We start from the raw sequence: 21,645 nt of genomic DNA on the forward strand, positions 1-21,645 counted from the left end.
CTGGGGATCGGTCACGGTCGGGACGCGCTCCCGTTCGCGTTCGCCGCGGCCCGCTCCGCGGGCGCGGCGCGCCGGGAGTCCCCCGTGTCACCGGCGTCCCCGGTGCCCGCGCCTCCGAAGCGCTCCACGAGGGCGGCGATCTGGTGCGCGCCCAGCCCGCGCACCCGCCGCGACTCCGAGATACCGATCTCGGCCATGATCTGGCGGGCGCGGACCTTGCCGACGTTGGGCAGGGACTCCAGCAGCGCGGAGACCTTCATCTTGCCCAGCACCTCGTTGTCCTGCCCCTCGCGCACGACGTCCTCCAGGCTGCCGCCGGCGTACTTCAGGCGGTTCTTCACCTCCGCGCGCTCGCGTCGGGCGGCGGCCGCCTTCTCCAGAGCGGCGGCGCGCTGTTCGGCGGTCAGGGGAGGCAGGGCCACGGTGTCACCTCGGGTCGTCCGGCTGGGGCTGGCCCGCTGGTCAGCAGGCGGGTCGACGCAGCTGGTCAGGGCGTTCGCGGCAACCTAGCGACACCCCGGCCGCGCCAGCAACGGCGGGGTGCCCCCGCACCGCCGCCCGCGTGGGGAGCCGCCCGGCGGTGATCTCCTCGACCCCCGGCAGGCGACCCGCCGGGCGGCGGGGGCCTTCTCCCCCGCAGCGCCCGGGCGGGGTCGCCGGGCAGGGCGCGGCCCCGGTGTCCCGCGTGGCGGGCCGGTCGTCACCGCGGGTCGTCACCGCGGGTCGTCACCGCGGGTCGTCACCGCGGGTCGTCACCGCGGGTCGTCACCGCCGGGTCGTCACCGCCGGGTCGTCACCGGTCTCGGACCCGCGGACCACGCAGCGGTGGCAGCACGCGAGCCGCCCTCGGAGGTGGTCCGGTCCGTGGCCCCGGTCCGGGGTTCCGGGGTTCCGGGGTTCCGGGGTTCAGGCGAAGGCGGCGTGCCCGGTGATCGCCCGCCCGACGATGAGGGTGTTCATCTCCCGGGTGCCCTCGTAGGAGTAGATCGCCTCGGCGTCGGCGAAGTACCGCGCCACGCCGTGCTCGGGCACGATGCCGTTGCCACCCAGGACCTCGCGGCAGCGCGCGACGGTCTCACGCATGCGGGTGGTGGTGTAGGCCTTCGCCAGCGCCGAGTGCGCGTCGTGCTGGCGGCCGGCGTCGAGCAGGCGGGAGACCTGCACGCACAGGGCCAGGGAGGCGGTGATGTCGCCGAGGCTGCGCACGAGCAGGTCCTGCACGAGCTGGCGGGCGGCGATGGGCCTGCCGAACTGCTCCCGGCGCTGCGCGTAGTCCAGGGCGGCCTCGTAGGCGCCCATCGCGACGCCGACGGCCTGCCAGGCGACCTCGGCGCGGGTCAGGCGCAGCACGGTGGCGGTGTCCTTGAAGGAGTGGGCGTTCTGCAGGCGCTGCTCCTCGGGCACCCGCACGCCGTCCAGGACGACGTCGGCGTTCTGGACGGTGCGCAGCGCGATCTTGTCCTCGATCTTCGTGGCGGTGAAGCCGGGGGTGTCCCCGGGCACGAGGAAGCCCTTGACCTGGTCGTCGGCGACGTCGCGGGCCCAGACGACCACGACGTCGGCGAAGGTGGCGTTGCCGATCCAGCGCTTGGCGCCGTCCAGGACCCAGGTGCCGCCCTCGCGGCGGGCGGTGGTGGTCAGGCCGCGGGCCGCGTCGGACCCGGATCCGGGTTCGGTCAGGCCGAAGGCGCCGACGACCTCGCCGCGGGCCATGGCCGGCAGCCAGCGCTCGCGCTGGGCGGGCGAGCCGGTGACGGCGATGGACCCCATGGCCAGGCCGTTGGTGACGCCGACGAAGGTGGCGATGGAGGCGTCCACGCGCGAGAGCTCCATGGCGACCCAGCCGCGGTGCACGGCGGAGTTCTCGAAGCGGCGCGTCTCGGGCCAGGCGGCGCCGTAGCAGCCCAGCTCGGCCAGGGGCTTGACCACCTCGGCGGGGAACTCCGCTCGCACCCAGCAGGCGTCGGCGACGGGCCGCACGCTCGTCTCCAGGTACTCGCGCAGCGCGAGCACGGACTCCTTCTCGCGGGTCGTGAGGGCCTCGTCCTGGAAGGCGTAGAAGTCGCTGGCGAGCAGGTCGGTCACGGGGCTCTCCGTCACTGGTGGGAGTGGCGCGTCGCTGCGCCACGCGCGCCCAGTCTGCAACACTCGGCCATGTGTTGCACGCACCGGGGGTCCAGGGTCTGCCGCTGGGTCGGCGCGGAGCGCTCCTGGTGCCCACCCCGCTCTCGCGCCGGCTGGCCGCCGGCGGCAGCGGGGACGCCGTGCACGCCTTCCGCCGGGCGCGGCGCGGCTTCATCGCCGGCGAGCGCCTGGACGTCAGCGCCCTGGCCGCTCAGCTGGGCGTGGACCGCACCTCGCTGTTCCGCTGGCTGGGCAACCGCGACGCGCTGCTGTCGGAGCTGCTGTGGTCGCTGGCGGAGCCGACCCTGGACCGCATCGACGCGGCCGTGCCCGAGCGCGGCGGGCAGCGCGTGGTGGCGGTGCTGACGGCGTTCACCGACGCGCTGATCTCGGCGCCGTACTTCCGCGCGTTCCTGCACCGCGAGCCGGTGCGGGCGCTGCGGCTGCTGACGACGGCGGCCGGCGACGTGCAGCGCCGGCTGGTGGCGACGGTGGAGTCGCTGCTGGCCGAGGAGGAGGCCGCCGGCCGGCTGGCGCCGCCGCTGCCGGCGCACGACCTGGCGTACCTGCTGGTGCGGGTGGCGGAGTCGTTCACCTTCGCCGACCTCATCACCGGGGAGCGCCCGGACACCACGCGGGCGGCGGCGGCGCTGGCGCACGTGATGCGCACCGACCTGGCGTGAGCGTGGGCGCGCCGGGCCTGGCGGTGCGCGCCGCCAGGCGCCACCATCGGAGGCAGCAGCGCCGCGAGGGTCGCGGCGGGCGCCGGGAGGTGGTCGGGGTGCTGGTCCGCGAGGCGATGACGGTCCCGGTGGTGACGGTCCTGGACGACGACGAGGTGGCGCACGCGGCGCGCACGCTCCTGCACCACCGCGTCTCCTCGGTGCCGGTGCTGGACGCCGACGGGCACCTGGTGGGGATGGTCAGCGAGAGCGACCTGCTGCGCGACCGCCTGGGCAGCGACCCGCGCAGCCACGAGATGGACCGCGACGGCGACAGCGGCGACGGCGGGACGCCGCCGCGCACGGTGGCGGAGGTGATGACGACGCGGCCGCTGACGGTGGAGCCGCGCGCGGACCTGGCCACGGCGGCCTCGTTGCTACTGGACCACGGCATCCACGCAGCGCCGGTGTGCGACGGGCGCCGACTCGTGGGGATCATCGCCCGGCGCGACGTGCTGCGCACGATCGCCCACCCCGACGAGGACGTGCGCGAGGCGGCCCTGGCACGACTGGCGGAGGACCTGCCCGGGCAGCCCTGGCGGGTCGAGGTGGAGGACGGCGTGCTGACCCTGGACGGGGTCCACGACCCCGGCCAGCGGCGCATCGCGGCGGTGCTGCTGCGCACGGTGCCCGGGGTGGTGCACGTTTCCGGCGTGGACACGCACGTGTCGATCGACCAGCCGGTGGGGCGCGCGCGCCCCTGAACGGGGCGTCGCGGACCGCTACTGGCCCGGTGGGTCCTTCCGGAGTTCCCACAGCCCGTACTGCACGACGTAGGAGTACTCGTCGTGGCGCCAGGCCGGGACGAACCGGTACGACCACGGCGACAACCCTGCGGCCGTCACCGCGTCCAGCTGCGCGGTGGCGTCGTAGCAGTGCATGTCGACCCCCGGCAGGCCGTCGTCGGAGAACGCGCGCCGGGAACGGCCGGGGGCCCGCACGGCGCGGTCCTCGACGACTCCCACCAGGAGTCGCGCCCCCGGCGCGCACGCCGCGGCGAGGTTCCGCAGCGTCGCGGTGAGGTCGCGACAGAACTCCAGGCACCCCACGGCGACGACGACGTCGAAGCGCTCCCAGCTGCCCGGGAGCGGATCGTGGAAGTCGTGCTGCTCGTACCGGCCCCCCGGCCGGGCGGCGCTCGCCACCTCGAGCATCCGTGGCGACAGGTCGATCCCCGTGACGGAGACGTCCGGGGCGAGGTTCCTCGTCAGGTGCCCCGGTCCACACCCGACGTCGAGCACCCTGCACTCAGGTGTGACGGTGCGCAGCAGGAAGTCGGCGACGAGGGGGCCGTAGTGCTCGAGGGAACGCCACCCCGGCACGTAGTGCGGGGCGAAGTCGTCGTAGTAGAGCTCGATGGCCTCGTTCTCCTCGGGCTGCGCCCCAGCGGGCCCTGAGTCGCCGTGCACGGGTCAGTCGCTCCCAGGTGTTCCGATGGTCCCTCGGGTCTGCGGGAAGGTCGAGGCTAACGGCTCCTCCCGCCGCGCCGCCGTGCGCGTGGGGCGGACCTCGCCCCGGGAGCGCGCCACGGGCGGTCACGACGCCCGAAAGATCGTCCCGCCCCCACCGTCGCGGCGCCCCTCGTCCACATGGGTAGACACTTGTCAGGTCCGCGGAAGCCGATTAGGTTCCGTCACGTGGAACCGAGTTCCACGCAGGTCACCCCCGGACGAAGGAGTTCACGTGGGCACCACAGCACGCGGCGCCGCGGCCCTGGCGGGCGCGGCAGTCCTGGCCCTCAGCGGCTGCAGCGCCGGAACCGGCGCGCCCGCCAGCGCAGGCGGAAGCGGCGAGAGCGCATCCACCGCCGACCGCGTCCTGCGCGTGGCGTTCAACCAGCCCGAGAACCACCCGCAGTACATCGCCCTCGACAACATGGGCGACCGGCTCGCGGAGGCGACCGGCGGAGCCCTCGACATCGAGGTCTACCCGAACGAGACCCTCGGCGCCCAGCGCGAGACGATCGAACTCGTCCAGTCCGGCGGCCTCGACATGGCCTACGTCGCCGGCCCGCTGCTGGAGAACTTCAACCCCGACTTCGTGGCGTTCAACCTGCCCTTCACGTTCGACTCCCAGGAACACCAGCGGGAGACGCTCAACGACCCCGAGATCGTCTCCGACCTCTACTCCTCCCTCGACGACGAGGGGATCCACGTCCTCGGCGCCTTCCACGGCGGCGTGCGCTCGGTCTACACCTCCACCGGCCCGGTCAACACGCCCGAGGACCTCGCCGGCCAGAAGATCCGTGTCATCGAGTCGGACACGAACATCGAGATGATGCGGCTGATGGGCGGATCGGGGACCCCGATGGGCCAGGGCGAGGTGTACACCGCGATCCAGAGCGGCGTCCTGGACGGCGGCGAGAACAACGAACTCATCTACGCCAACCTCAAGCACGCCGAGATCGCGCCCTACTACAGCTACACCCGCCACCTCATGTTCCCCGACTACCTCATCGCCAACCCGGGCATGCTGGAGAGCCTGACCGACGACCAGCGCGAAGCCTTCGAGGAGGAACTCGCCGCAGCCATCGAGGAGGAGGCGGAGCTCTGGGAGGAGCAGGTCACCGAGGCCGTCGCCACCGCCGAAGCGGCCGGGGCGCAGTTCAACGAGGTCGACGAAGAGGCGTTCCGAACCGCGATCGAACCGCTGATCGAGCAGTCCCTGGCGGGCAAGGACACGGCGCGCGAACTGCACGACGCCGTCACCGCCGCAGCGGAGTGAGCGGGCTGCCCCGGCCCCGGCGAGGACGGGGAGGCAGCGCGTGGACGCGGTGAAGAAGGTCCTCGACAGGGTGCTGACCGTGGTGTGCGTGGTCCTCTTCAGCGCACTGGTCCTCACCGTCGCCTGGCAGGTCTTCGCCCGTCAGGTGCTCGACTCCCCCAGCGGCTGGTCGGAAGAGCTGGCGAAGTACCTGTTCATCTGGCTCGGCCTGCTCGGCGCGGCGCTGGTGTTCGGCGAACGCGGGCACATCGCCGTCGACGTCGGGGTGCGCCGGTTGCCGGCAGGCGCCCAGCGCGTCCTCGCCGCCGTCGTCCAGCTGGCGATCCTGACCTTCGCCGCCACCGCCCTCGTGTGGGGCGGGTACCGCGTGGTCGTCCTCGCCTGGGACCAGAACCTCACCGGGCTCCCCGTCAACGTCGGGTCGCTCTACCTGGCGCTGCCCCTGTGCGGCGTCCTCGTCGCCTTCTACGCCCTGCACCACCTGCTCGCCACCGCCACCGGTGGCGAGCGGGCCACGGTGCTCGAGACCGACCGCGACGCGGTCTGAGAGGAGCTGGTCGTGGACGCTGCCGCACTCGCCACTCTCGTGCTCGTCGGCGGGATCGTCGTCCTGCTGCTGATCGGCGCTCCCGTGAGCATCGCCGTCGGCCTGAGCGCCACCGCGTCGCTGTGCACCGTGCTCGGCGTGCAGAACGGGGTCCTCACCTCCGCTCAGCAGGTGTTCAGGGGCGTCAACTCCTTCCCCCTGCTGGCCATCCCGTTCTTCGTCCTGGCGGGGGTGGTCATGAACAACGGCGGCATCGCCCTGCGCCTGGTCAACGCCGCGAAGGTCCTCGTCGGCCGGACCCCGGGGGCACTGGCACAGACGAACATCGCCGCCAACGCCCTCTTCGGTGCCGTCAGCGGATCCGCTGTGGCCTCCGCCGCGGCCGTCGGTTCCACGATGGCACCGCTGCAGGCGAAGGAGGGCTACGACCGGAACTTCGCCGCGGCGGTGAACATCGCCTCCGCCCCGGCCGGCATGCTCATCCCGCCCAGCAACCTGGTGATCGTCTACTCGCTGGTCTCCAGCTCCTCCATCGCTGCACTGTTCGTGGCGGGGTACCTGCCCGGGGTCGCCTGGGCGCTGGTGTGCATGGCGATCGTGTTCCTCGTCGCCCGCCGGCGGCCGGAGATGCGCTTCCGGGGTGGCATCGGCATCGCCGCCGGCGTTCGCGTGCTGCTGTCCGCCGTTCCCGCCCTCCTGCTCATCGTGATCGTGATCGGCGGGATCCTGGCCGGGTTCTTCACCCCCACGGAAGCGTCGGTCATCGCCGTCGCGTACTCGTTGGCGCTCGCCTTCGCCTACCGTGCCGTGCAGGTCCGCCACCTGCCGGGGATCCTCATGGAGGCCACCCGCACCACGGCCGTCGTGATGTTCCTCATCGGGGTGTCCTCCATCATGGGGTTCGTCCTGTCGTTCGCGCAGATCCCCGCCGCCGTCTCCGAGACCATGTTCGGGCTGACGACGAACCCGGTGCTGCTCCTGCTTCTCATCGCCGCCGTCCTGCTCGCCGTCGGCTGCTTCATGGACCCGACGCCCGCGGTGCTCATCTTCACCCCGATCTTCCTGCCGATCGTCACCAGCTTCGGCATCGACCCGGTCCACTTCGGGATCATCATGGTCTTCAACCTCTGCATCGGGACGATCACCCCTCCCGTCGGGCCGGTGCTCTTCATCGGCGCCAAGGTGGCCGACGTCAGCATCGAGAGCGTCTTCCGCAGCCTCCTGCCGTTCTTCGGCGCCATCGCCCTGATGCTCGTCGTCGTCATCTTCACCCCCGCCCTGTCGCTGTGGTTGCCCACCGCACTGGGCCTGATGTGAGCGGAGAGAACGTGGACCAGCGACACGCCACCCACCCCGACGATGTGCCCGCCCTGGGGACCGGGGAACTGCGTCGCCGCTTCCTCGTCGAGGGCCTCTTCCTCGACGGCCAGGTGCGCGCGGTGCACAGCCACCACGACCGCGTCGTCCTGGCCGGCCTCGTGCCGACCGGGCGACCGCTGCCCGTCCCCGCGTTCCCGGAGCTGCGCAGCGAGAGGTTCTTCGAGCACCGGGAGGCCGGGATCGTCAACGTCGGGGGCCCCGGGCGGGCGCGGGTCGACGGCGCCGAGCACGACCTCCCCCACGGGGCGTGCCTGTACGTCGGCCGGGGTGCCGTGGACGTCGAGTTCTCGTCCGTGGGCGGGGACGGGGCACCACCGGCACGGTTCTACCTGTTCTCCGCTCCGGCGCACACCACTCACCCGACGACCTCGGTGCTGCCCGGTCGGGGGACCGTGCGGGAACTCGGTGACCCGCTGACCTCCAACCGCCGCACGCTCAACCAGTACGTCCACGCGGACGGCATCCGCAGCTGCCAGGTCGTCATGGGCGTCACGACCCTGCACCCCGGCAGCACCTGGAACACGCTGCCCGCGCACACCCACGACCGCCGCACCGAGGTGTACCTGTACTTCGACCTCCCCGCCGACGACCGGGTCCTGCACGTCATGGGGCGTCCGGAGGAGACCCGCCACCTCCTCGTCGCCGACTGCCAGGCCGTCATCTCCCCCAGCTGGTCCGTCCACTGCGGAGCCGGCACCGCCGCCTACAGCTTCGTGTGGGCGATGGCCGGGGAGAACCAGGCCTTCGACGACATGGACGGCGTGCCGGTGGCCGACCTGCGGTGAACGGCCGCTGCGACGGGCCGGCGTGACACTGTGGCGAGGGAGAGGACGACGATGGCTGCCGAGGACGCGGCGGACCCGGGGACCGGCGGGACCGTGCCGGCCGCACTCGCCACCAGTGCGAGCGAGAAGACGCTGCTCGTCCTGGAGGCGGCCCTGCAGCACCACCGGTTCACCGACGTGGTCGCGGCCACCGGTCTCACGAAGACCACCACGCACCGCATCCTGGCCACCCTCGCCGACCGGCAGTTCGTGGTGGTCTCGGCCGACGGCAGCTACCTGCCCGGGCCGAAGCTGCTCTCGATGGCCGGGCAGGCGCTGCAGCGCATCGACATCTCGGCGATCGCGCAGCCCTTCGTCGACGAGCTCGTCGCCCGCGTGCACTGCACCGTGCACGTGGGCGTCGCGAACGCCGACGAGATCGTCTACCTGATCCGCGCGGACTCCGACAAGCCCTACCGGATGCCGTCCCGCGTGGGGCACGCGATCCCGTTGCACACCTCCGGGATCGGCAAGGTCGTCCTCGCGGGGCTCACCGACGACGGCGTGGAGCGCTACGCCGCCCGCACCGGCCTGCCGGCGCGCACGGTGAACACCCTGACCACGGTGGAGGCGCTGGCCGCCGAGATCGCCGGTGTCCGCCGCCAGGGGTACGCCCTGGACCGCGAGGAGAACGTCCCCGGCGTCGGTTGCGTCGCCGCGCCCGTCCACGACCACACCGGGACCGTCCGGTACGGGCTGAGCATCTCCACGCTCACGCTCGAGCACAGCCTCGACCAGATCGAGGCGATGGCCGCCGAGGCCGTCGCGACCGCCGACCGGCTGTCCGCAGCCCTCGGCCACGTCGGCCGGTCCGCCGGCTCCACCCACCGCGACCAGGAGAACCCCGTGGAACCCACCGGTCACCCGACCCGTGCATCGACCTCGAGGAGGACGTCGTGAAGATCGTCGTCACCGACTGCGACCACGACTCCCTCGCCGAGGAGCGGGCCGTGGCGGACGCGGCCGGCGCCGAACTCGTCGTGGCCCCCTCGGGCTCCGCGGACGACGTCGTCGCCACCGCTGCCGGCGCGGACGCGCTCGTCGTCCAGTACGCCCGCATCGACGCAGCCCTCCTCGACGCGCTGCCCACCGTCCGCGCCGTCGGGCGCTACGGCGTCGGCGTCGACACCGTCGACATCGCCGCCTGCACCGCCCGCGGTGTCGCGGTCTGCAACGTCCCCGACTACGGCACGGAATCGGTGTCCGACCACGCGATCGCCCTGGCGCTCACCGCGGCCCGCCGCATCGCGTGGATGGACCGCGGAGTGCGCGACGGCACCGGCGGCCTGGCCCCGGTGCGCCCGCTGCACCAGGTCGGGGGTCGGGTCTTCGGCGTCGTCGGCCTGGGGCTCATCGGTGCCGCCACCGCCCGCAAGGCCGCGGGGCTCGGCTACCGCGTCGTCGCGGCCGACGCCCGCCACGAGCCGGGGTCGACCGTCGGAGGGATCGAGGTGCTCGCGCTGGACGACCTCCTGACCCGGGCTCACGTCGTCTCCCTGCACCTCCCGCTCACCGACAGCACCCACCACCTGATCGGCGCGGGGGAACTGGCCCGCATGCGCCCCGACGCGGTCGTCGTGAACACCAGCCGCGGGGGTGTCCTGGACACCACCGCCCTCGTCGACGCGTTGCGGTCCGGCCGGCTGCACGGTGCCGGTCTGGACGTGTTCGAGGAGGAGCCCCTGCCTCCCGGGCACCCGCTCACCACCCTCGACTCCGCAGTCCTCACCCCCCACCTCGCGTGGTACTCCGAGGAGTCGTACGGGGAGCTGAAGCGCCGGACCGTGCAGAACGTCGTCGACGTCTGCGCCGGCCGGCGGCCGGCGAACGTGCTCAACCCCGAGGCGCTGAACGCCGCGGGAGGCGGTTCCCGGTGACCGTCCCGACGACCGCGGTGCGGGAGGGGCCCGACGTCCTCCGGCCCGCGCACCTGCAGGCACCGGGAGTCCCCGACGGCTGCGCGCTGGTCGACGTGGCGCAGGCGTTCGCCGCCGACAGCGACTGCCCGAGGATCCCCGTGAGCCCGCACCCGGAACCGCTCGCGGGGGCGGCGACGTGAGCGACGGTGCGCGGAACCCCTTCGACCTGACCGGCCGCACGGCAGTCGTCACCGGCGGTGGGCGCGGCCTGGGCCTGGGGATCTCCACCTCCCTGCTGCGCGCCGGGGCCGACGTGGTCGTCCTCGGCCGCAACTCCCCCGCCGCGGAGCTCGCGCAGGAGGCGGAGCGGTCCGGCCGGCGTCTGCACCACCACGCCGTGGACCTGGCCGATCCGGACGCCGCCGCAGCGACCGCGGCCGCCGTCCTCGCCGAGCACCGCGTCGACGTCCTGGTCAACAACGCCGGGACCCAGGAGCGCCACCCGGCGGTGGATTTCCCCCTCGACGCCTTCGACCGCGTCCTCGAGGTGAACCTGCGGGCGGTCTTCCAGCTCTGCCAGCTGTTCGGCGCCCCGATGCTCGAACGCGGTGAGGGCCGCGTCGTCAACATCGCCTCCCTGCTCTCCTTCCAGGGCGGGGTGACCGTCCCCGCCTACGCCGCCAGCAAGGGCGCGGTGGCACAGCTGACGAAGGCGCTGTGCAACGAGTGGGCCGGGCGCGGGGTCGGCGTCAACGCCCTGGCCCCCGGGTACATGGCCACCGACATGAACGAGGCGCTGCTCGCCGACCCGGTCCGCCGGGAGCAGCTGTCCGTCCGGATCCCGGCCGGGCGCTGGGGGACGCCGCAGGACGTCGGCGACGCCGTCGTCTTCCTCGCCTCCCCGGCCGCGGCCTACGTGCACGGGCACGTCCTCGCCGTCGACGGTGGCTGGCTGGCCCGGTGACCCGGCAACCGATTCCTCAGGAGGAGAAGCCCGTGGACGTCCTCGACCACCTCACCGCCGCCCGTCTCGTGCCCGTCGTCGTGCTCGACGACGCCGCCCGGGCGAGCGCCCTGGCCGACGCCCTCGTCGCCGGGGGGCTGCCCGTCGCCGAGGTCACCTTCCGCACCCCGGCCGCCGCCGACGCGGTGCGCGCCGTGGCCGACCACGGCGGGGTGCTCGTCGGTGCCGGCACCGTCCTGACCCCCGACCAGGTCGACCAGGCCGTCGCCGCTGGCGCGGCGTTCGTCGTCAGCCCGGGGCTCAGCCGGGCCGTCGTGGAGCGCTGCCGGGAGCACGGGGTGGCGTTCCTGCCCGGCGCCGTCACCGCCACGGAGGTGCAGGCCGCCCTGGAGCTCGGCCTGTCCACGGTGAAGTTCTTCCCGGCCGCGACCTCCGGGGGCACCGCCGCGGTCCGGGCGCTGTCCGCCCCGTTCGCCGGCGTGCGGTTCGTCCCCACCGGCGGCATCGGGCCGGACGACCTCGCCCAGTGGCTGGCCGTGCCGAGCGTCGCCGCCGTCGGCGGGTCGTGGATGGTCCCCCGCGACCGCATCGCCGCCGGCGACTTCGAGACCGTGCGGGAGCTGACGGCCCGCGCGGTCGCCCTGGCGGCGCGGTGAACGGCCCCGTGGACGGACCGCTGGACCCGGTGGGACTGCGGCGGGCCGACGGGTGCCGCTACGACCTCGTCTCCCTCGGGGAGGTGATGCTCCGCTTCGACCCCGGTGAGGGGCGCATCCGCACCGCCCGGCGCTTCGACGTCCACGAGGGCGGCGGGGAGTACAACGTCGCCCGCGGGCTGCGCCGGTGCTTCGGCCGGCGCACCGCGGTCGTCACGGCCCTCGCCGACGACGAGGTGGGTCGGCTCGTCGAGGACCTCGTCCTCACCGGCGGCGTCGACACCGCCCTGGTGCACTGGGTCCCCGCCGACGGCGCTGGCCGCACCGTCCGCAACGGTCTGAACTTCGTCGAGCGGGGTTTCGGCGTCCGTCGCTCGGTGGGGGTCTCCGACCGGGGCGGCACGGCGGTCAGCCGCCTGGGCCCGGGCGACGTGGACTGGGACGACCTCTTCGGCGTCCAGGGGGTCCGCTGGTTCCACACCGGGGGGATCTTCGCGGCGCTGTCGGAGAGCACCGCCGCGCTCGCCGCCGAAGGGCTCGCCGCCGCCCGCCGGCACGGGACGACCACGTCCTACGACCTGAACTACCGCCCCAGCCTGTGGGCGGGCCGCGGCGGGGCGCACGCCGCCCAGGAGTTGAACCGCCGGCTGGTGGGGGACGTGGACGTCCTCGTCGGTGCCGGGCTGACCGGACTGCCCGGGGACGGCGGCGACCCCCGTGACCGGGTGCTGCGCGACGCGGCCGACCACCCGGGCCTGCGGGTGGTGGCCACCACCCGGCGGCGGGTGGTGTCCGCGTCGCGCAACGACTTCGGTGCGCTCGCCTGGTCCGCCGGCAGCGGGGTGGTCGAGGGTGTGGAGTTCCGGGACCTCGCCGTGCTGGACCGCATCGGCAGTGGCGACGCGTTCACCGCCGGTCTGGTGCACGGGCTGCTCGGCGGGCAGGGCCTGCAGCGGGCCGTGGACCTGGGAGTGGCGCACGGTGCCCTCGTGATGACCACGCCGGGGGATTCCTCGGCCGCGTCCGAGGCCGACGTCGAGGCACTCCTGGCGTCGGGGGACGCCTCGGTGTCGCGGTGACCGGCGCCGGTGGCGCTCTCACGAGTCGGTGACTCCCGCACGGGGGAGGTCGACGGTCGTGCCGACGGTGCGCGAGGTGGTCGCGGTCCTGGAGCCGGCTGACGAGCCGGCCGTTCGCGCGGAGCCCGAGGCCCACCGCGCCTCGTGGCCGAGTTCGCCGGAGACGGGGGTGCCGCGACCGGGCACCCGGCGGGATGCAGCACGGCCGGCCGGGTGTTGCAGACACCACCATGCCCGCACGCTCCCCGCGCACCGCGCCCGCCCTGTCGCTGCTGGACCGCACCCGCACCACCGCCCCGGCCGGGGGCGGTGCCGGCGACGACGCCGCCGCGATCCGCGCCACGCTCGAGCGCGCGGTGCGTGCGCAGTCGCTGGGCTACCACCGCTTCTGGGTGGCCGAGCACCACGCGGTCCCCGGTGTCGTCGGCCCGTCGCCGGCCGTGCTGCTGGCCGCCATCACGTCGGCGCTGGAGCCGTCCTCGGCGCTGCGGGTCGGCTCCGGCGGGGTGATGCTGCCCAACCACGTCCCGCTGGTGGTCGCTGAGCAGTTCGCCGTCCTGCAGGCCCTGCGGCCGGGCCGCGTCGACCTCGGGGTGGGGCGATCGGCCGGGTTCACGGCGCCGGTGCGGGCGGCGCTGCGTGCTCCCGGCAGCGACGCGCAGGAGTTCACCGACCGGCTGTCCGAGCTGCTGGACCTGCTGCACGGGCGAGCGCCGGTGACGGTCCGCCCGCACGTGCCGGCGCCCCCGGTCACGGTGCTGGCCACCGGGGCCGGGCTGATCACCGCCGCGCACCTGGGCCTGCCCGTCGTCGTGGGCGGCCCGGCGCTCGACGACCCCGCGGGGCTGGTGCAGTACCGCGAGCGCTTCGTCGAGCGCGGCCACGGCGGCCCGCACGTGGTGGTGCTGGCCGACGTGCTCGTCGCCGACGACCCGGCCGCGGCCCGGCGCGAACTGCTGCCGCAGGCGTGGTCGCTGGCGATCTCACGCACCCGCGGGCGGTTCCCGCCGTTGCCGGCCCCCGCCGACGTCCGTCTGGACGACCTCACCGCCCGCGAGCGCCGCACGGTGGACGCGGTCCTTGCGCGGAACATCGTCGGCACGGAAGCCGAGGTGCGCCGGCAGGTCGGCGACCTGCTGGCGCGGGTCGGGGCCCGCGAGCTCCTGGTCGCCACGACCGTGCACGACGACGAGCTGCGAGCCGAGTCCGACGCGCGCCTGGCGGATGCACTGCTCGGGTGACGGACGCGGCGCCGGGTCAGCGGCTGTGGAAGGCGTCCCCGGCGTCCAGCGGATCGCCGGCGACGCTGAGGGCCCTGCCGCCGCGCGGGCCTGGCGCACCACGTCGGCGCGCCCGCCAGCCGTTGCTGCGGCCGCGCTCCGGTACCGCCGGGCGCATCGAAGACCAGCGGGTCGGCACCCCCGGCCTGCACGTCCTCGTGGGGTCGCGCGTTCATCGACCGGGAAGCCCCCGTGCCGGGCCCGTGCGCCAGCCACCGTCGTACCGTCCGCACGGGTGACCGCCGATGAGGTCCAGTGTCGTGAGCCGTTGATCCGCCACCTCGTTCGCTCGGCGCAGCTCGCGGTCCTCTCGTCCCGGCCGAGCGGGTGGGGCCACGCCGTGCGGTGCGCAGTGCCCGCGCGACGTCGGAGCGGTTGTTGGCTTCGGCGGTGCGCGCCGCCCGCTCCCAGTCGTGGTCGACGGCGCGGAAGGCGACTCCCCAGTGGTCACCGCTGCGGCGCAGGGGGGGCGTAGCGGGCGTGGGGGTGCCTGCCCCCATGACGGTGCGGGTACGGCGCGTCATCGTCGTCGGCGGGCCAGCCCACGCTGCCGGGGTTGACGACCAGGGCACCGGTGGGCAGACGCAGGCAGCGCTGCAGGTGCGTGTGACCGCACAGCAGCACCCGCCGCTCGGCGTGCGGTCCCGACCGGGTCAGGACCTCCTGCACCGTGGCGGGGCGCGCACCACCTGGCTCCACGGTGTCCAGGAGGTGGGTGAGGTCGTCCGTGGGCGAGCCGTGGAAGTCCAGGACGTCGCCGTCCAGGTCGAGCGTCGAGGGCAGTGCCGCCAACCACGCCCGGTGCTTCGGCAGCAGCACCCCGTGCGCCAGCCGGTCGGAGCGGATCATCCGCTCCACCGGGGTGTCCAGGACTTGGCGCTCGTGGTCGCCGCGCACGGTGGGCGGATCCGGCTCCACCAGCCGATCGGCCGTCTCCCGCGGGCAGCGACCACCGGAGAGCGGGTCGCCGAGGTCGACGGTCACGTCGACGCCCTGGGCAGCGGTGTCGGCCAGCACGGCCTCCCACGCGAGCAGGTTGCCGTGGACGTCCGAGGTCACCGCGATGCGCACCCGGGAAGCTACCCGGATGTGAAGGCCGGTCCGCTGTTCTCGCCTCGACGAGGAGCGCGCTGGCCGACGCTGGTTGATGTCGTCCCCCGTCCGCGCACCCGGCGAGGGGGAGCGCTTGAGGATCAGTGCGCAACAGCGACCGTGTCGGCACGAGCCGTCGTGCGTGATCGTGGTTCGCTGGTGACTTCTGGACTCCCTGGTCAGCCCCACCGTCGGGCGCTACAGTCGCCGCAGCGTCGCGTGCCGGTGGCAGACCGTGTCAGGCATGGAGGCGCCGGAACGAAGGAGCACGACGCTGATGTTGTCGTCCCCTTCGCCCGCCCCCCGTGGGTGAGGGCGAGAAGGCCAGGCTGCTGACCTGGAGCCACGAACTGCGTGCCGTGCACGGCCGCTTGAGAGAAGCGCTGCGTGTCACGCGCGCCGCGCTCGCGCACGGCGGCGACGCGGCGGGCCCGGCAACCCGTGACCTGCTGCTGTACTGCCACGGGTTCTGCACCGCCCTGACCGGGCACCACGAAGGCGAGGATCGAGAGCTGTTCCCGTCGATCGCACAGCAGCACCCGCACCTGCGCGGTGGGCTGCGCCACCTGCAGCAGGACCACTCGATGATCGCCCACCTGCTCGCCGGGCTGCAGGCCGCCGTCGAGCGCTCGGCGAGCCCGCTCGAACTGGACCGCCACCTGGAGGGCGTCGCGGCGATCATGGAGTCGCACTTCCGCTACGAGGAACGCCAGCTCCTGGCCGTCCTGGAGACGCTGAACCTGGACGCCGACGTGCACCACGTGCTGGGGCCGCTGTGATCCGGCGCCCCCTCGCTGTGAGACCGGCGCCCGTCCTCGACGGCCACTTCGAGAACCTCCTCGCTGCGCGCACGGCCCCCGGGGCCCGGACCGCGAGCAGACGACACGGGCCCCCACCCACGACCTCTGCCCCTCGCTGGACGGTTCCGTCACCAGCCGGGCACCGGCGGCCCGCGAAGCGGCGAAGGCGGTGCAGCTCCAGCAGGTGAGCCACCGCCTCGGCCCCCGGCACTCGGCTGGATCGCTGCGTGACGCGCTGGACGCAACCGCTCAGCAACCCACCTGGATGCTCAGCAGGTCGGTCTCGAGAACCACCTCCCCGCCGCGGCCCGCGTCTCCGGCGCTACGGCGCACCAGGCGGCGCCAGTCGGCCTCCGCCGTGATGGCGCCGAGCAGGGTGAAGTGTCACGGAGATGACGCCGGGGGGCGGTTTTGGCGATGAGGGCCGCCCTCTGGGAAAAGCCGGCTTCGATGAGGACGGACTGGCCGTAGTAGAGGATCGAGTTGATTCCGGTGAGTTGCTGGAAGACGCCCAGGCCGATGCCGACGAGCAGGATGCGGCGCAGCCAGCGGTGGGTCAGGATCCCGCGCCAGTCCACGGTCACGAGCTTGGACTCGTCGTAGGTGGCACCGGCGATCTCCTTGGCTTCGGCCTCGGCCCGCTCGGGGGAACGCAGCTGGCGCAGCACGGCGACCGCCTCGTCGTACTTGCCGTGGTTGATCAGCCACCGCGGGGACTCGGGCACCCGCAGCATGCCGACGAACAAGGCCACCGCAAGGATGGTGACGAAGGCGAGCATGACGCGCCAGATGCCGCCGTACTCACCCCAGATGTTGCCGATGATCGCGTTGATGATGAAGGCCAGCAGCTGGCCGCTGACGATCATCATCTCGTTGCGACCGGCCAGCGAGTCGCGGATCTCGTACGGGGCCAGCTCCGCCAGGAAGACCGGCACCACCGTCGAGGCGCCGCCCACGGCCAGACCGAGGATCACTCGCCCAACGACCATCACCTCGAACGACGGGCTGAACACACAGACCAGCGCGCCGACGAAGAAGAACAGCGACAACAGGATGATCGTCTTGCGGCGGCCCCAGGCATCGGACAGGCGCCCGCCGGCGATGGCTCCGATCGCCGCTCCGAACAGCAGAGAGCTGGTGACGACGCCTTCGGTGACCTTCGTCAGCCCGAGCTCGACGACCATCGGTTCCAGCGCGCCGTTGATGACGCTGGTGTCGTAGCCGAACAGGAGACCACCGAAGGTCGCGATCATGGCGACCATGCCCAGACGCTTGCGGTGCGGGCCGGCAGTCAACGGGGGCAGGGTGCGGGCAGCCCCCGCGTCGCGGGTTCCTTGCTGACCGTGAGCGGTCGACAAGCAGAACTCCTTCATCCTGACGTCTCAATGCCTAGCGGGGTCGACGGGGCAGAAGGACGCGCACCCGGGTACCGGTCCGGTCGTCGGTGACGTCGGTCCGGTCGGTGACGTCGGTCAGTCCGGGATGCTGAAGGCTTGCCGGAACGCCTCGACGGCCGCGAGGCTGTCGCCGGAGGCCCACGCCTCCATCCCCACCGTTCCGGCGTATCCGATGTCCTGCAGAGTCCGGGCGATGGAGGGGTAGTGGATCTCCCCGGTACCGGGTTCGCAGCGGCCCGGGACGTCGGCCACCTGGATCTCGCCGATCAGGGCGGCGCTGGCGCGGACGAGCTCGATGAGGTTCCCCTCGCCGATCTGCGCGTGGTACAGGTCGAGGTTCATCCGCAGGTGGGGGCTGTCGACGGCCGCCACCAGGGTCCGGGTGTCGGCGGCCGAGGCGAACGGGGTGCCGGGGTGGTCGACGGCCAGGTTGAGGTTCTCCAGGGTGAAGATCACGTCGTGCTGGGCGCCCAGCTCGGCGATGCGGCCCAGCGTGCGCTGGGCGGCCAGCCAGTCGGCGGGGCTGACGACCTGCTGCGGCCGCACCGGCAAGCCCCGGTCGTCCAGCCCCGTCCCGTGCAGGTTCAGGTTGGGCCGGCCCAGCGTGCGGGAGGCTTCGATGGAACGCTCGGCACTGGTCAGGAGACGGTCGGCGCCGTCGGGGTCGATGAGCTCACCGTCGACGTAGCCGGTCATCGAAGTGAACGTGGCACCGGTGGCGGCCAGCTCCTTGAGGTCCTTGGCGGTCCAGTCCCAGATCTCCACCGCGAACCCGAGATCGTGCAACGTGGTCACGCGCTCGGCGATCGGCAGGTCGCGGAACACCATCTCCGCGCACACCGCCAGGGTGAAGCTCACTTGGTGCGCCCATCGATCGTCTTGGCCACCACGGCCGGGTCCACCGGTGCTCCGCTGCGGTAGGAGGCGATGCAGGACAGCGCGATCGACAGGGCCCGCTTGGCGTCGTGACCGGTGACGGCCGGGACCCGATTTTCACGCACCGCGGCGGCGAACTCAGAGAGCTCACCGGCGTAGGCGTCAGGAAACAGCTCGGTGTCCCCGCGGGGGGTGTCGAAGTGCCGGCCGCTGGCGTCGGAGATCGACAGCTGCTGGCGGGGTTGACCACCGATGTCCAGTCGCCCGCCGGAGCCAAACACTTCACCGCGCACGTCGTAGCCGTAGGTGGCCGAGAAGTTGGCTTCGGCCGTGGCGATGGCGCCGTTGTCGAAGCGGATGGTGACCACGGCGGTGTCCAACAGCCCGGCGTCCTTGAAGTCAGGGGCGACTAGGGCATCGGCGACGGCGTAGACCGAGGTCGGTTCGGCACCGGGGTTGAGGAACAGCAGGGTGTCGAAGTCGTGGATGAGGGTCAGCAGGAAGATTGTCCACGGCGGAACGCCGGCGGGGTTGACCAATCCCGGGTCGCGGGTCAGGGAGCGCAGCAGTTGCGGGGTGCCGATGCGGCCGGCGTCGATGGCGGCGCGGGCCGCGGCAAACTCGGCGGCGAAGCGGCGGTTGAAGCCGACCTGGAAGGCGACGCCGGCCTCGGTGGTGGCGGCGATGCCACGGTCGATCTCGTCCAGCGACAGACCGGCGGGCTTCTCGCAGAAGACGCCCTTGCCGGCGCGGGCGGCAGTCTCGACCAGGTCGGCGTGTGCCTCGGTGATGGCGGTGATGACCACGGCCTCGACTTCGGGGTTGGCCAGCAACTCATCGACGTCGGTGTACCCGACGGCACCCAGTGGTTCGGCCAGCGCCGCCGCCGCGCCGGGGCGGACGTCGGCGACCGCGACCAGGCGCGCGTTCGGCACCCGGGTGGCGATCAGGCGGGCGTGTGAGCTGCCGATGCGGCCGGCGCCGAGGAGGCCGATGCCCGTGGGTGCGGTACCGGTGGGTGCGACTACGGACATGGTGTGGGTCGCCTCTCTGCGATGCACCTAGATCGGTCTAGGGGTTAGACCGGTCTAGGATGACCAGCGATCGACCAGTGGTCAAGCTGTCCAGGCTCTGGCCGCAAGGCTGTGCTTAGGTCAGGAGGCTGGACGGCACGGCAGATTGCCGCATAAGCGCCAACAGGTTGGTGACCTGCAGGAGAAGTCAGTGGTCGACCACGGATTCAAGGAGGCCTCGTGTCCGGTAGGCGGACAGCATCGGTGACGCTGGCTGACGTCGCCCGCGAAGCAGGGGTCTCTCGAGCATTGGTCTCGATCGTCATGCGTGGTGTACCGGGTGCGAGTCCGCAGAACCGGGAACACGTCCTGCGGGTTGCCGCAGAGCTGGACTACCAGCCTGACCAGCGAGCCCGACTGCTGGGATCGGGCCGCAGCCGGACGTTGGGCGTGGTCTTCGGACTGCGCGAGCCGTTCCACGGCGACCTGGTCGAGGCCCTGTACTCAGCGGTCTCGGCGACGGACTGGCGACTGTCCCTGCAGCCGCGAATGGAGCGCCGCCCAGAAGCGGTCGCTGTCCGGGAGCTGCTGGCCGAACGGGTCGAGGCCGTGGTGCTGGTTGGCTCGCTCATGGACCGCGGCGCCCTGAGCGAGCTGGCCGAACGCGTTCCGGTCGTCTTGCTCGCCCGGTCCCTGCCCCCAGATGGGCAGGTGCAGGGGGTGGGGACGGTCCGGACCGACGACGAAGCCGGCATCGAGCTAGCTCTGCACCACCTTCTCGACCTTGGCCACCGCCACATCGCCTACGTTCACGGTCAGCGCGCCCCCGGCGCCGCGGAGCGGCGGCGCGCCTACCGCAAGGTCTTGACGGCAGCCGGTCTGCCGGTCGACCTGGTGGCCGGGGGAACGACGAGCACCTCGGGAGAGAAGGCGGCCGTTGCTCTGACGGAGCGGTGTGGCGCAGAACGACCCACAGCCGTCTTGGCCTTCAACGACGTCTGCGCGGCAGGTCTCTTGGCCTCACTACGAGCCCATGACGTCACCGTCCCGGACAAGCTGTCCGTCGTCGGCTTCGATGACAGCGCCATCGCCTCGTTGGAGACGGTCTCACTGACGACCGTGGGACAGGACGTGCACCTGCTCGCCGCCGAGGCTGTCGCGCAGGCCACGCAACGAGTCGAGCAGGAGATCAACCCGGCGAACGCTGTCATCGCTCCGCAGCTGATCGTGCGCCGCACCACGAGCGCGCCACCCCTCTGACCACGGCCTCGTCCTTGGTACGCCAAAGTTCGAAGTAGCGAGAGCCCAAGAAGTGTCACCACAAAGAGCTCGTGGCGTGTCACCGATGTCCTGATGTGGAACTGTCACCGATGTCCTGCGACATGACACTTTGTCAGTAGCGGTTCTCCCAACTGCTGAGTACCAGCGCCGTGGCGATGATCGCGCAGATGCGCCAGGGGCGGAGGGTGACCCGGGACAGGGCTCGCCAGCGGACTTTCGGGTGAGCGATGCCGTGCTCGACGAACGCGCGGTCGGCGTTGATGTACGAGTTCCAGCCTCGAGTCGACGCGTCGAGAACCTGTCCTGCGCCGGGACGGCGGACGGGGACCCGAACGCCGGCGCCGGCGCCGATGCAGCCCTCGTCGGCCATCACCGGCAGGCCGCGAACTGCGGCCGGGTAGAGCACCGGCAGAACATGACGACGAGCGGCGGTGAGGTCGTGGGTGCTGCCGGGCTCAACCGATGAGACCCACAACGGTTGCCCGTCGGGATCGCAGGCGACCTGGACGTTGCCGCCATGACGTGTGTGCTTGCCGCAGTACCACCGATCGGGTCTGAGTCCGCTGTCGTGGACGCGGTCGGTGGCGATGAGCGTTCCATCGAGCAGCCAGTGCTCGTAGCCAGTCTCAAGGGCGTGCTCGACCACGTCAGTCAGTTCGGGTGCCTGGTCGGCGATTACGTCGAAGGCCTCGTGCAGGCAGCGGTGGGCGGTGGACAAGCTGACACAGTTGTCGACGGCCAGGTCGGCAACTGGGGCGCGATGGCGCATGAATCGCAGTAGCAGTACCGCTTGGGCGAAGCAGCCCATGGCCCGCCGGCCGCGGCGGGTGCCGATCGTGGCGCGGTGGGTCAGCAGTAGGTGGGCGATGCGCTGGGCCAGGGCGCGAGGGACGTCGAGGGTGGCACGATAGACATCCCATGCGCATTCGGTGTCAAGCGGCTGTGCCGATCAGGTGGCTCCAGGCAGTGGTTTCGCTGTAGAGGGTCCGTGACTTCAAGCAACCGTGCAGGATCCCCACCAAACGGT

21 protein-coding genes and 2 pseudogenes are annotated in these 21,645 nt (G+C 72.7%); 15 read left to right on the forward strand and 8 right to left on the reverse strand.

The genetic code is table 11. The annotated features are described in order from the left end of the window. Positions 1 to 11: 11 nt before the first annotated feature. Positions 12 to 422, reverse strand: coding sequence for an integration host factor, actinobacterial type (gene mihF / locus ACRYR8_RS06115; RefSeq protein WP_432483222.1), 411 nt, complete (start codon positions 420 to 422; stop codon positions 12 to 14). Between the two features lie 484 nt (positions 423 to 906). Then, positions 907 to 2,085 (reverse strand): acyl-CoA dehydrogenase family protein, encoded by a 1,179-nt coding sequence (locus ACRYR8_RS06120; RefSeq protein ID WP_432483223.1) that lies wholly within the window; start codon positions 2,083 to 2,085, stop codon positions 907 to 909. Positions 2,086 to 2,213: 128 nt separating this feature from the next. On the opposite strand from ACRYR8_RS06120, the gene ACRYR8_RS06125 reads away from it, so the two are divergent. Together ACRYR8_RS06125 and ACRYR8_RS06130 are read left to right on the forward strand one after the other, a co-directional pair. Beyond that, entirely contained in the window at positions 2,214 to 2,807 is a 594-nt protein-coding gene (locus ACRYR8_RS06125; protein ID WP_432483224.1) for a QsdR family transcriptional regulator, read from the forward strand. Next, the gene (locus ACRYR8_RS06130; RefSeq protein WP_432483225.1) at positions 2,804 to 3,550 is read left to right on the forward strand and encodes a CBS domain-containing protein; all 747 of its coding nucleotides are present in this window, start codon (positions 2,804 to 2,806) and stop codon (positions 3,548 to 3,550) included. Before ACRYR8_RS06125 ends, ACRYR8_RS06130 begins: the two co-directional genes overlap by 4 nt. 18 nt (positions 3,551 to 3,568) lie before the next feature. On the opposite strand, the gene ACRYR8_RS06135 is transcribed toward ACRYR8_RS06130, so the two are convergent. Then, on the reverse strand, positions 3,569 to 4,255 hold the full coding sequence (locus ACRYR8_RS06135; protein ID WP_432483226.1) for a class I SAM-dependent methyltransferase: 687 nt from the start codon (positions 4,253 to 4,255) through the stop codon (positions 3,569 to 3,571). Positions 4,256 to 4,529: 274 nt separating this feature from the next. Between ACRYR8_RS06135 and ACRYR8_RS06140 the strand changes: the two genes are divergently transcribed. The 11 genes from ACRYR8_RS06140 to ACRYR8_RS06190 all read left to right on the forward strand — a co-directional run bounded on the left by ACRYR8_RS06140 (position 4,530) and on the right by ACRYR8_RS06190 (position 14,120). Continuing rightward, positions 4,530 to 5,570, forward strand: a complete 1,041-nt coding sequence (locus ACRYR8_RS06140) for a TRAP transporter substrate-binding protein (RefSeq protein WP_432483227.1) — start codon at positions 4,530 to 4,532, stop codon at positions 5,568 to 5,570. A 40-nt stretch (positions 5,571 to 5,610) separates the two neighbouring features. Next, on the forward strand, positions 5,611 to 6,117 hold the full coding sequence (locus ACRYR8_RS06145) for a TRAP transporter small permease (RefSeq protein ID WP_432483228.1): 507 nt from the start codon (positions 5,611 to 5,613) through the stop codon (positions 6,115 to 6,117). 12 nt (positions 6,118 to 6,129) lie between these two features. Then, entirely contained in the window at positions 6,130 to 7,434 is a 1,305-nt protein-coding gene (locus tag ACRYR8_RS06150) for a TRAP transporter large permease (protein WP_432483229.1), read from the forward strand. 11 nt (positions 7,435 to 7,445) lie between these two features. Continuing rightward, on the forward strand, positions 7,446 to 8,282 hold the full coding sequence (kduI, locus tag ACRYR8_RS06155; RefSeq protein ID WP_432483230.1) for a 5-dehydro-4-deoxy-D-glucuronate isomerase: 837 nt from the start codon (positions 7,446 to 7,448) through the stop codon (positions 8,280 to 8,282). A 51-nt stretch (positions 8,283 to 8,333) separates the two neighbouring features. After that, positions 8,334 to 9,221: an IclR family transcriptional regulator gene (locus ACRYR8_RS06160; protein ID WP_432483231.1), complete on the forward strand. Its 888-nt coding sequence runs from the start codon at positions 8,334 to 8,336 to the stop codon at positions 9,219 to 9,221. Then, the gene (locus tag ACRYR8_RS06165) at positions 9,218 to 10,198 is read left to right on the forward strand and encodes a C-terminal binding protein (RefSeq protein WP_432483232.1); all 981 of its coding nucleotides are present in this window, start codon (positions 9,218 to 9,220) and stop codon (positions 10,196 to 10,198) included. The genes ACRYR8_RS06160 and ACRYR8_RS06165 overlap by 4 nt, the downstream gene beginning before the upstream one ends. After that, a complete protein-coding gene (locus ACRYR8_RS06170; protein WP_432483233.1) occupies positions 10,195 to 10,380 on the forward strand; it encodes a hypothetical protein in 186 nt (61 codons plus the stop codon). Before ACRYR8_RS06165 ends, ACRYR8_RS06170 begins: the two co-directional genes overlap by 4 nt. Continuing rightward, positions 10,377 to 11,144 carry a glucose 1-dehydrogenase gene (locus ACRYR8_RS06175; protein ID WP_432483234.1) on the forward strand — a complete coding sequence of 256 codons (768 nt, stop codon included), beginning with the start codon at positions 10,377 to 10,379 and terminating at the stop codon, positions 11,142 to 11,144. The genes ACRYR8_RS06170 and ACRYR8_RS06175 overlap by 4 nt, the downstream gene beginning before the upstream one ends. Before the next feature lie 32 nt (positions 11,145 to 11,176). Further along, positions 11,177 to 11,800, forward strand: a complete 624-nt coding sequence (eda, locus tag ACRYR8_RS06180; protein WP_432483236.1) for a bifunctional 4-hydroxy-2-oxoglutarate aldolase/2-dehydro-3-deoxy-phosphogluconate aldolase — start codon at positions 11,177 to 11,179, stop codon at positions 11,798 to 11,800. Between the two features lie 8 nt (positions 11,801 to 11,808). Next, positions 11,809 to 12,879 carry a sugar kinase gene (locus tag ACRYR8_RS06185; protein WP_432483237.1) on the forward strand — a complete coding sequence of 357 codons (1,071 nt, stop codon included), beginning with the start codon at positions 11,809 to 11,811 and terminating at the stop codon, positions 12,877 to 12,879. A 230-nt stretch (positions 12,880 to 13,109) separates the two neighbouring features. Then, entirely contained in the window at positions 13,110 to 14,120 is a 1,011-nt protein-coding gene (locus ACRYR8_RS06190) for an MsnO8 family LLM class oxidoreductase (protein ID WP_432483238.1), read from the forward strand. A 377-nt stretch (positions 14,121 to 14,497) separates the two neighbouring features. On the opposite strand, the pseudogene ACRYR8_RS06195 reads toward ACRYR8_RS06190, so the two are convergent. Continuing rightward, positions 14,498 to 15,230 (reverse strand): annotated as a pseudogene (locus tag ACRYR8_RS06195) (metallophosphoesterase family protein); the annotation flags it as partial. Positions 15,231 to 15,556: 326 nt separating this feature from the next. Between ACRYR8_RS06195 and ACRYR8_RS06200 the strand changes: the two are divergent. After that, a complete protein-coding gene (locus ACRYR8_RS06200) occupies positions 15,557 to 16,030 on the forward strand; it encodes a hemerythrin domain-containing protein (protein WP_432483239.1) in 474 nt (157 codons plus the stop codon). A gap of 422 nt (positions 16,031 to 16,452) precedes the next feature. Here ACRYR8_RS06200 and ACRYR8_RS06205 read toward each other — a convergent pair. From ACRYR8_RS06205 to ACRYR8_RS06215, 3 genes and pseudogenes are all read right to left on the reverse strand, one after another. After that, positions 16,453 to 17,424 (reverse strand): annotated as a pseudogene (locus ACRYR8_RS06205) (MFS transporter); the annotation flags it as partial. Between the two features lie 99 nt (positions 17,425 to 17,523). Continuing rightward, on the reverse strand, positions 17,524 to 18,276 hold the full coding sequence (locus ACRYR8_RS06210) for a TIM barrel protein (protein ID WP_432483251.1): 753 nt from the start codon (positions 18,274 to 18,276) through the stop codon (positions 17,524 to 17,526). Between the two features lie 26 nt (positions 18,277 to 18,302). Then, a complete protein-coding gene (locus ACRYR8_RS06215; protein ID WP_432483240.1) occupies positions 18,303 to 19,358 on the reverse strand; it encodes a Gfo/Idh/MocA family oxidoreductase in 1,056 nt (351 codons plus the stop codon). 243 nt (positions 19,359 to 19,601) lie between these two features. On the opposite strand from ACRYR8_RS06215, the gene ACRYR8_RS06220 reads away from it, so the two are divergent. After that, positions 19,602 to 20,597 (forward strand): LacI family DNA-binding transcriptional regulator, encoded by a 996-nt coding sequence (locus ACRYR8_RS06220; protein ID WP_432483241.1) that lies wholly within the window; start codon positions 19,602 to 19,604, stop codon positions 20,595 to 20,597. Between the two features lie 133 nt (positions 20,598 to 20,730). On the opposite strand, the gene ACRYR8_RS06225 is transcribed toward ACRYR8_RS06220, so the two are convergent. After that, on the reverse strand, positions 20,731 to 21,336 hold the full coding sequence (locus tag ACRYR8_RS06225) for a transposase family protein (RefSeq protein WP_432483242.1): 606 nt from the start codon (positions 21,334 to 21,336) through the stop codon (positions 20,731 to 20,733). Positions 21,337 to 21,645: the final 309 nt, after the last annotated feature.

Origin of the sequence: Kineococcus esterisolvens, from assembly GCF_050871405.1 — a bacterium.
In the GTDB taxonomy this organism is placed as follows: Bacteria; Actinomycetota; Actinomycetes; order Actinomycetales; family Kineococcaceae; genus Kineococcus.

What these genes read in the sequence shown, in the direction of transcription:
- ACRYR8_RS06160 (WP_432483231.1), top strand. Translation starts at nt 8,334, where the DNA reads ATGGCTGCCGAGGACGCGGCGGACCCGGGGACCGGCGGGACCGTGCCG.
- ACRYR8_RS06190 (WP_432483238.1), top strand. Translation starts at nt 13,110, where the DNA reads ATGCCCGCACGCTCCCCGCGCACCGCGCCCGCCCTGTCGCTGCTGGAC.
- ACRYR8_RS06215 (WP_432483240.1), bottom strand. Translation starts at nt 19,358, where the DNA reads ATGTCCGTAGTCGCACCCACCGGTACCGCACCCACGGGCATCGGCCTC.
- ACRYR8_RS06210 (WP_432483251.1), bottom strand. Translation starts at nt 18,276, where the DNA reads ATGGTGTTCCGCGACCTGCCGATCGCCGAGCGCGTGACCACGTTGCAC.